The sequence below is a fragment of the Methylobacterium sp. J-078 genome, from assembly GCF_022829285.1.
GTDB lineage: Bacteria > Pseudomonadota > Alphaproteobacteria > Rhizobiales > Beijerinckiaceae > Methylobacterium.
Genome location: NZ_JAKSYI010000052.1, coordinates 65,166 through 72,131 on the forward strand (window position 1 = coordinate 65,166; position 6,966 = coordinate 72,131).

The following is a 6,966-nucleotide window of genomic DNA, read 5'->3' on the forward strand; positions in this document are numbered from 1 at the left end:
CCCGCCCGGCTGCCTCGCCTCGGACACTTCGGACAAGCGCGAGGTCTCCACCTGCACCTACCTCGTCCACCGCGACGGCCTCACCTACGATTTCTCCCTGCGCCCGGAGAATCTCGCCGTGGCCGACCGCGTGCCGGCCTACGTCCTGGCGCGCCTCGCGGCCTGGAAGCGTCCGGCACCGGCCCGGGAGAGAGTTCCCTGATCCGCCGCTACCCGGCCTACTGGCAGCGGCTGCGTAAGGACCGTCCCTCGAACGTGGCGGCCGGGCTCGCCGTCGTGGTGGGCCTCGCCGCCACCGTCTCGGTCACCGCCTGCCTCGTGCCGGGACCGCACGGCGCCGCCCGTGCCCAGCCGCTCTACTGGCTGTCGATGCTGCCCCTGGTCTGGTGGGCGAACGGCCTGGTGCGGTTCGAGCCGCGCGCGGTGCGGTGCTGGCGGGCCGCCCTGTCCCTGGCCTGCCTCGGCGCCGGTGCGGGCCTCGCGGCGGCCCTATGGCGGGCGGAGGATTGGACGCTGCCCGCCCTCGGCTGCGCCGTCACCCTCGCGAGCGCGTGTGCGAGCCTCGCGGTCCACCGCGACAGCCTGGTCGCGCGCGAGGGGCCGGCGCGCTGAGCGCCACGGACCCGTCAGCGCCGGCGGATCGGCCGCAGGGGGCCGTGGAAGAAGCCGGGCTCCATCCCGATCGCAGCGGCGCGCTCACCGATCACGGCGAGGCCGCCCAGCAGCCCGGCGACAGGGGAATCGAGCAGGCCCGGATGGTTGAGGGCCTCGCCGATCTGGCGGCCCTCCCACCAGAATTCCGCGAAGAGCAGGGCGAGGAGGCCGAGCAGCCCCCAGGTCACCAAGCCCTGCCCGAGGAAGTAGACGCCGTAGGGCGGCGACAGGATCGTGCTGAGTTTGGCCAGACCGATCACCCCGGCAAAGCCCAGGACGAGGATCAGGAGCAGGCGGACCAGCAGGCGCCGATACAGGCGCAGGGCCAAGTCGAGTTCCTCGACGGAGGAGTGGTCGAGCTTCAGGGACATCCAGGTTCCTCACATGCGGTTCTTCCGCCTGATACGGTCCGGGAGGTGTGGCTGACGGGCGGCCGCTCCGCAACCTGCACCGGGGCGGGTGACATCCCGGGGCCGGACGCCCATGCTCGTTCGCCGATGCGAGGAGCCCGAACCGTGCTGGCTATCCTAGACCGCCTGTTCTCCCGATCCGCCAGGCCTGCCCCCGCGACGGGCCGCCTCACGCCCGAGCAGGCGGCGGCGATCGCGGCGCGCGCCGCGGCGGGAACGGGCACCGCCACCACCGGCACGGCCGTGCCGACCCGGACGGACACCGGCCTCGTCTGGGATGTCTGCGAGGTCGCCTACGGCAGCGGCTGGCGCGTGTTCGTGGACGACGCCACGGGCGCGCCCGGCCCGCTCGGGCGCTGGGGCCTCAGGTGAGCCCGAGGGCACGGGGAAGAGCGCTCGGTGCGCTCGCCCTCCTGGGGCTTGCGGCCGGCTTCGCGCCGCAGGCCGTGCAGGCGCGCGACGGGGGCGCCTACCCGCTGGCCTGCCGTGACGTCCACGCGGATTTCGCCCGCACGGAGCACTGCGCCCGCCGCGCGGGGGACTTCGTCCGCATCGATCCCGCCCGCCTCGCGCGCATGCCGTTCCGGGGCGGGGTGACGGAGATCGTCGTCGATGGAATCGGCGCGCTCTGGGCGCGCCGCGACGGGCTGGCGCTGGCGTTGTTCCCCCTCGACAACGGGCCGGACCCCTTCGCGCAGGGGTTGGTGCGCGCGCGTCACGCCGGCAAGGTCGCGTTCCACGACCGGCGCCTGCGCCGGGTCCTGGCCACGGATTTCGACTGGTCGTTCCCGTTCAACGCCCGCGGCGAGGCCCTGGTTTGCCAGGGCTGCCGCTCGGACGGGCGCCAGCCATCCGCCATGATCGGGGGCCGATGGGGGTTGATCGACCGGCGCGGCCGGCTGACGAGGCCGTTGGCGGAAGGCCGAGGCGCCGCCCGGCGCTACTTCGACTGGCCCCGATGAGGAGCGGACGACGCGATCGCGATCCCGCGCAAAGGTTCAGCGACCGCTCTCCGTCCGTCCTCATTAAGAGACGCCGATGCTACCCGTGGAACGCACGCTCCTTGACATCGGCCTGCTCGTCTCCCCGCAGACTTGCGGAGGCGTAAGGACGAGCATTTACATTGAAGGAGACATCAGTCCTGTCTTCAGCGATCTTCAGCTGACCTCAGCCTGGACGCACCCGACTCTCATTCTTATGGCAAGATTCTAGATCGCGTACCGAGCGGTTGTAGGTCTCGTTGAAGCGTTGCGCCGGTTGGCTCGGATCACTCTTGGCGCGAATGTCCCGGGCGACGTCCCGGCCATGCCCAATTACGCTTGCGACCGTGTCGGTGTAGCCGGTGCAGGATGAGTTCGCCTTCGGACTCATGCCGTCGAGGACCGTGCCGAGGTGGCGGTTGGCGTTCGAGACCTCGCCGAGTGCGGCCAGGAAGGGAGCGACATCCGCCTTCGGTCCCAGTGCCTCGAACCGCCGGACCGCGCGGCGCAGGGTGAGGCTGGTGGACAGGAGGCGCCGTGCCGGCGCATCCTCCGGCAGGGCCGCCAGGCGGCGCTCATCCCGGGCGATCTCGCGCTCGAACAGGGCCGTGCCATAGGCGTCCATCGCCTTGGCGGCCGCCTCGACGCGGGGGACGAGGATCGCGTGCTGCTCGCGAGCGAACTTGAAGCCATCTTCTTTGAACTCGCGCGTGGTCTGATAGCGCGTGAGCGCCTTCAGGGTGGGATTCACCTCGCGCAGCGCCGTCAGCAGCCGGGCGGCTTGAGCATCGACCTCCGGGACGACGCCCGGTAAGGCGACGGCCTTCTCCAACTCGTCGATGACCCCATCGAAATCCACGATGCCGAAGTGGTACCAGGCGTTGGCACCGAGCTTCGTCCCAAGCTTGAGCACCCGCTCGTTGTCGCGCCGGTAGTCGGCCAACTGCTGCTCCAGGGGATGAGACCGGACCAAGTGGTTTTGGGCCTCGGTGTAGGCATTGGCCTTTGCCACCGCCTGAGCCTCGGGCGTCTGCGCCGGCGCCGGGCGGGCGGTCGCCCGAGCCGAGCCCGGCGGTGGCGGCGGGCTCTGCAAGAGGGCCTGGGAGGCCACGGGTGCGGCGGGAAAATCGCATTTGAATGCGTCGACCAAGCTTTTGCGCACGGCCTCATGGGCCTGGGCGCACTGATAGGCCACGGTCGGACGCGCCGCCTCGTTGCGCAGGACCGAGTCGCGGAAGCTCTCGCGCATCGTGTTGATGCCCTGGCGGATGCCGGGGCGAGCGGCTTCCGGTACGCCGGGGCTGGCCGCGCATTGGGCATAGGCTTCCAGGAAGGCGTCGCAGCTCTCGACGCCCACCGGTGTCACCGGCGTGACCGCCACCACGGGTGTGGCCGAGATCCCCCACAGGAGGGCCAGCGCACAGGCCGAACGGTGAGACATGCCGAGCTTTCTCGTGGAGGCTGTGCTGCGCATTCTGGTCCTCGAAGTTGAAGCGCTTGGTCATGGAACGACGACGCTAGGGATTGCGGATGGCGACATGGACCTCGTTGCATCGATCAAGTCGGGATTGTAGCCGAGGAGATGGTCCGAACCCTCCTCGGCGATGCCTTTCCTCATAATTACGTGGGCCTGGCTGGTCTCCGCCGGGGTTCTTCATCCCGGGGTAGATCGGCAATGCTGGATGACCGCTTTGTCGATCTGCCGCCAATCAGCGGACAGACCGCAATCCACCTGGGGCGGAAAGGCTGGGTTGGTTCGAGAACGCCTATATCTGGGACGGCATCATGTCGGGGTAAACGACTGCTTCAGGTGCGCTGCATTCTTGGAGCCTGCATGGCCCCCTCAACGTTGCCGCCGAGGAGGCCGGCTTTCAGATTTCGGTCGCTTCCGCCAGAGCGAGCGCGTCTTCAACGTCCACGCCAAGGTAGCGTACCGTGCTCTCGATTTTCGTATGCCCAAGCAGAATCTGCACAGCGCGTAAGTTGCCGGTTCGCTTGTAGATCAATGCCGCCTTTGTACGGCGTAAAGAATGTGTGCCGTAGTCCTCGCGCCGTAGCCCTATGCCCGTCACCCATTCATCTACCAGGCGGGCGTACTGCCGGGTGCTTATGTGCGCCTCGTGGTCGATCCGGCTTGGAAAGGCGTAATCGTCAAGCCCGCCCCCTCGGCACCCCAACCAAGTCAAAATGCTGGTACGTGCTGGTTCAAGCAGTTCGAACTGCACGGGCGACCCAGTCTTTCGCTGAACGACGATGACGCGCGCCCGTACATGCCCGCCGCTGACAAGCTCGCCGATCTTCAGTTTGACGATGTCACAACCACGCAACTTGCTATCAATGGCGAGGTCGAACATGGCCCGGTCGCGTACGCGCCGCTCTCCGTCGAGCCAGAAACGGATGGCCCAAACCTGTTGTGGTTTGAGCGCGCGTTTGGCGCCGAGCTTCCGTCCTGCGTTCCACGGTCGGCGGCTCTTGAAGGCTGGGTCGTGCTCTGAATGTCCCATCTCTCATCTCCCAACCGGCCCATGCCGGCAGAGAGAGAAGGGGTGCTGCGGACGTAGCCTGCGTATTACCGTTTAGACGTTCGGGATGTGTGCCACGCAGCTGCCAGACTTGAAATGCAGCCCTGCTGCGTCCGACCCATCCTCGCCGTTCCAGCCATCTGCTTTCCCGCTCGTGAAGCGACATTCAGAACACCGCTGAGGATCGAGCAAACTTGCCTTCGAGCGTGCTTCGCAGGTGTACCTAGTCGGACCATATCGCGCCGGCAGCGAACGCGACCTGAAGGTTCTGGGATCGCGTGACTGTGAGAGGCATCCCAAGCAACGATTGCAGTCGGTGAACTTTGTGCAGGAGGGCGGCCACGTTCGGGGCATGCTTTTCATCCTCCTGTACCGATGAGTTTTCGATGACGCCTCAATTTTGGCTCTGGCTCGGCTTCGCCGGCATGGCGGCAGGTGCCGCCGCGATCCTGTTCATGGGCAAGCGACGGACACACGCCGAGGAGGCGGATACCATCATCCACGGGATCGTGCCGATCATCGCGGCCTGCTCCTACTTCGCCATGGCGACGGGGCAGGGAAGCTTTGTTCTGCCCGCCGGTCCCGACGCGGCGGACACCGCGCGCCAGTTCTATTTCGCCCGCTATATCGACTGGACCTTCACCACGCCTCTGCTGCTTTTGGGCCTCTCGCGCACCGCGATGCATTCGGGGATGCGCCGGCCGGCCATCGTCTGGGGCCTGATCGGCTCCGACCTGATTATGATCGTGACCGCGCTGGCCTTCGGCCTCTCGACGGTCGCCTGGATCAAGTGGACTTGGTTCGCGATCTCCTGCGGCGCGTTCATCTCCGTATTCTACGGGATCTTCGTGCAGCTGCGCGAGGAGAACTCCGCTGAGCGGGCCGACGTGCAGTCTGCCTTCCGGCGCAACGCCGTGTTCCTCACGGTGGTCTGGTGCATCTACCCCGTGGTGCTTCTCGTCGGCCAGGATGGCCTCGGGATCCTGTCGCCGGCGGTGGCCCTGGCGGTCGTCGCGCTCTCGGATCTGACCGCCAAGGTCGTCTACGGGATCATGGCTACGCGGGAAACGACACGCGCGGTCGACCGTGATCTGGCCGAGGGGCGTGCCACTGCGACGCCGCTGCGCCGGGCGGCCTGACCCGGATGGCGGCTCGTGCGACCACTCCGGTCCTTGTGACCCCCGTTCGGGCGAGTCGCCGACGTCTGGGTTCGGCGGGAGCCGGGCCCCTGCTCCTGGCGGGGGCCCTCGTGGCGCTCGCCCTGGTCACCTCGGCCGCCCTACCACGCCAAGCGTCCTGGCTAGTGGCCCTGGCAATCGTAATTGTCCTTGGCGTGCCACACGGCGCGCTCGATGGTGTCGTGGCGGCCCCCCTGCTGCGTCCGCGCTACGGCCGGGCTTGGTTCGGGATCTTCGCCGTCCCCTATCTCGGCCTCTCGGCCCTGGTCCTGCTCGCCTGGCAGGTCGCACCCTTGGTGACCATGGCGGGCTTCCTTGCCTTGTCCGTCCTGCATTTCGGTGAGGAGGATGCCGGCCCAGGCCGGCCGTTCGAGGCCCTGGTGCGCGGCGGGCTGCCGATCGCGCTGCCGGCACTGCTGCGGCCCGAGGAGACCGCTGCGCTGTTTGCAGCCGTCACGCGGGTACCGATGGCGCATCTCCCCGGCTGGTGGATCGCCGCCGCCTGGCTCTGGCTCGCGATCGCTGCCGCGTGGGTGCTGGTGCGCCGACACCGGGGCGCTGTACTGATTGAGATGGCCGTCCTGGCGCTCGCCTTCCGGCTGCTTCCGCCGCTGACGGCCTTCACCTTGTACTTCGTCGGCCTTCACGCCCCTCGGCACATGCGCGCCCTGGTGCAAGACCCAACCCGGGCGCCAGGCATTGACACGATGCGCAAGGCTGTCTGCGCCTCGCTGCCGGTATTCGGGCTGACGCTTGTTCTAGGCGCCGGCCTCTGGCCGCTCTACGCCGCCGATGCGAACGACCCCGCCGCCACCCTCCTGTGCCTCACCCTTCGGATGCTGTCGGCCTTGACGGTCCCGCATGTACTCCTCGACCGGATTGTAGGCAGGTACGAGAATTAGCGGCCCATGCCGGTGACTGCATCGTCGCTGGCAGACACGGCCTCGATTTGAATGTCGGTCAATCATCAGCCGTGCTCGTAAGCCGCCATTCCGCTTCCCACCCAAACCGGACTTTGGCTTCAGCCTCAACAGTCTGAGAGCGACCTTATGAGGGTTGGCAAGGGGTCGGAATAGGACGCAACAGCTAGGAGCTTGTCCGAGTAATCCTCTCGACGACGAGGCTGCGAGGTGATTCACTCGGCTCATGGCCAAGGTGTTTCGCTCCTGGGACGTCGATCAGGGCTGGCTGTTGCCGCCCTCGCTGCACGAGTTCGTGCCAC

General features: G+C 67.7%; 9 protein-coding genes. 6 read left to right on the plus strand and 3 right to left on the minus strand.

What is annotated here, in order from left to right:
* Positions 1–255 precede the first annotated feature (255 nt).
* Positions 256–612 carry a hypothetical protein gene (locus MKK58_RS06045; protein ID WP_056088191.1) on the plus strand — a complete coding sequence of 119 codons (357 nt, stop codon included), beginning with the start codon at positions 256–258 and terminating at the stop codon, positions 610–612.
* A 14-nt stretch (positions 613–626) separates the two neighbouring features.
* Here the strand turns inward: MKK58_RS06045 and MKK58_RS06050 are convergent, their stop codons facing one another.
* Entirely contained in the window at positions 627–1,025 is a 399-nt protein-coding gene (locus MKK58_RS06050; protein WP_056088193.1) for a hypothetical protein, read from the minus strand.
* Between the two features lie 144 nt (positions 1,026–1,169).
* Between MKK58_RS06050 and MKK58_RS06055 the strand changes: the two genes are divergently transcribed.
* Both MKK58_RS06055 and MKK58_RS06060 read left to right on the plus strand, forming a co-directional pair.
* Complete coding sequence (locus MKK58_RS06055; protein WP_056088195.1) at positions 1,170–1,436, plus strand: hypothetical protein; 267 nt, start codon at positions 1,170–1,172, stop codon at positions 1,434–1,436.
* Complete coding sequence (locus tag MKK58_RS06060) at positions 1,433–2,026, plus strand: hypothetical protein (protein WP_243911212.1); 594 nt, start codon at positions 1,433–1,435, stop codon at positions 2,024–2,026. The genes MKK58_RS06055 and MKK58_RS06060 overlap by 4 nt, the downstream gene beginning before the upstream one ends.
* A 205-nt stretch (positions 2,027–2,231) precedes the next feature.
* Here MKK58_RS06060 and MKK58_RS06065 read toward each other — a convergent pair whose 3' ends face one another.
* On the minus strand, positions 2,232–3,485 hold the full coding sequence (locus MKK58_RS06065; RefSeq protein ID WP_056088200.1) for a DUF3829 domain-containing protein: 1,254 nt from the start codon (positions 3,483–3,485) through the stop codon (positions 2,232–2,234).
* Between MKK58_RS06065 and MKK58_RS26810 the strand changes: the two genes are divergently transcribed.
* Positions 3,484–3,618 carry a hypothetical protein gene (locus MKK58_RS26810; protein ID WP_274533107.1) on the plus strand — a complete coding sequence of 45 codons (135 nt, stop codon included), beginning with the start codon at positions 3,484–3,486 and terminating at the stop codon, positions 3,616–3,618. The two genes, MKK58_RS06065 and MKK58_RS26810, sit on opposite strands and share 2 nt — an antisense overlap.
* Positions 3,619–3,915: 297 nt before the next feature.
* Here MKK58_RS26810 and MKK58_RS06070 read toward each other — a convergent pair whose 3' ends face one another.
* Positions 3,916–4,548, minus strand: coding sequence for a tyrosine-type recombinase/integrase (locus tag MKK58_RS06070; RefSeq protein WP_056088204.1), 633 nt, complete (start codon positions 4,546–4,548; stop codon positions 3,916–3,918).
* A gap of 404 nt (positions 4,549–4,952) precedes the next feature.
* Here MKK58_RS06070 and MKK58_RS06075 point away from each other — a divergent pair, with 404 nt between their 5' ends.
* Together MKK58_RS06075 and MKK58_RS06080 are read left to right on the plus strand one after the other, a co-directional pair.
* Complete coding sequence (locus MKK58_RS06075) at positions 4,953–5,705, plus strand: bacteriorhodopsin (protein WP_243911213.1); 753 nt, start codon at positions 4,953–4,955, stop codon at positions 5,703–5,705.
* Positions 5,706–5,926: 221 nt separating this feature from the next.
* Positions 5,927–6,646 (plus strand): Brp/Blh family beta-carotene 15,15'-dioxygenase, encoded by a 720-nt coding sequence (locus MKK58_RS06080; protein ID WP_243911214.1) that lies wholly within the window; start codon positions 5,927–5,929, stop codon positions 6,644–6,646.
* The last annotated feature ends 320 nt before the right edge of the window (positions 6,647–6,966 follow it).